This is a genomic window from Microbacterium sp. ISL-103 (assembly GCF_018613995.1).
GTDB lineage: Bacteria > Actinomycetota > Actinomycetes > Actinomycetales > Microbacteriaceae > Microbacterium.
Genome location: NZ_JAGGPD010000444.1, coordinates 1 through 1,591, shown reverse-complemented (window position 1 = coordinate 1,591; position 1,591 = coordinate 1). Strand labels below are relative to the sequence as shown.

1 protein-coding gene and 1 pseudogene are annotated in these 1,591 nt (G+C 68.8%); both read right to left on the bottom strand.

All coding sequences use genetic code 11. From position 1 onward, the window contains the following. Positions 1–1,369 (bottom strand): adenylosuccinate lyase (gene purB, locus J7E68_RS15410; RefSeq protein WP_215174057.1); only part of this gene is annotated, 1,369 nt, incomplete at its 3' end. Further along, positions 1,366–1,591, bottom strand: a pseudogene (locus tag J7E68_RS15405) (low molecular weight phosphotyrosine protein phosphatase); the annotation flags it as partial. The pseudogene J7E68_RS15405 and the gene purB, both read right to left, overlap by 4 nt.

The window sequence follows — 1,591 nt, the reverse complement described above, 5'->3', positions numbered from 1 at the left end:
GCTCGGCGATGCCCGTGTACGTCGCGGGAGTCAGCGCGAGCAGGCGCTGCTTCGCGGCATCCCCGATCTCGAGTCCCTCGACGAACTCGGCCAGGTCGGCCGCACCGACGCGGTGACCGCGGGTCAGCTCCTTGAGCAGCGCGTAGGGGTCGGTGATCGACGAGCGGCCGGCGACGACCTCGGCGCGGATGACGGTCTGGATCGCCTCAGCGAGGACCTCCCAGTTCACGTCGAGGTCGGCGAGCAGCACGTCGCGCGACAGCGAGATCGCGTTGAGGCCACGGCGCAGGTTGTCGATCGCGAGCAGCGAGTGCCCGAACGCGACGCCGATGTTGCGCTGCGTCGTCGAGTCGGTGAGGTCGCGCTGCAGGCGGCTGGTGACGAGCGTCTGCCCGAGGGATGCGAGCAGCGCGCCCGAGATCTCGAGGTTCGCCTCGGCGTTCTCGAAGCGGATCGGGTTGATCTTGTGCGGCATGGTCGACGATCCGGTCGCACCGGCGACGGGGATCTGCGCGAAGTATCCGAGCGAGATGTAGGTCCAGATATCGGTCGCGAGGTTGTGCAGGATGCCGCCCGCGTGACGGATCCGGTCATAGAGCTCGACCTGCCAGTCGTGCGACTCGATCTGCGTGGTCAGCAGGTTGAAGCCGAGGCCCAGGCCCTCGATGTACTCGCGAGAGATCGTGGGCCAGTCCGCGTCGGGGTCGGCCGAGAGGTGCGCCGACCAGGTGCCGGTCGCGCCCGAGAACTTGGCGAGGTAGTCGGATGCGGCGATCTGGGCGCGCACGCGCTCGAGGCGCCACGCGAAGACCGCGATCTCCTTGCCCATGGTCGACGGGGTCGCCGGCTGTCCGTGGGTGCGGGAGAGCATCGCGGCGTCGGCGTGCTCGGCCGCCAGCTCGCGCAGCTTCGCGATCACGACGTCGAGGCCGGGAAGCCAGACCTCTTCGACAGCGCGCTTCACGGTGAGCGCGTAGGAGGCGGAGTTGATGTCCTCGCTCGTGCACGCGAAGTGCGTGAGCTCGGCGATCGAGTCGAGACCCAGGGTCGACAGGCGGTCGCGCACCAGGTATTCGATGGCCTTCACATCGTGCTGGGTGACGGCTTCCTTCTCGGCGAGCCAATCGATCTCGGCCTGACCGAAGTCGCGGTACAGGGCGCGCAGGCGCTCTTTGTCGGCATCCGACAGCGGGCTCGTCTCGAAGAGGGAGCGATCGGTGAGGGCGATCAGCCACTCGACCTCGACCTCGACCCTGGCTCGGTTCAGGCCGGCCTCGGAGAGGAAGTCGGTGAGGCCCGTGACGGCGCCGCGATAGCGACCGTCGAGGGGGCTCAGGGGCTGCGGCGGGAGCGAAGGCTGGAAAGTCAGGGGAGTCCTCCTGATCGGGCCCCGGCGCTGCGGGGCGTGCGGGGCTGGCGAAGCGCCGGTTCGAGCTGGCGGAACAGCCCGCGAGTCGCCGTCTCAATCATACCGAGCACCGAATCGAACATCTCGGCGCCCGCATAGTAGGGATCCGGCACGTCCTGGCTCGGCGCGTCGGGGTCGAACGCGAGCAGCAGGGTGACCTTGCCCTCGTCGTCTTCGCTGTGC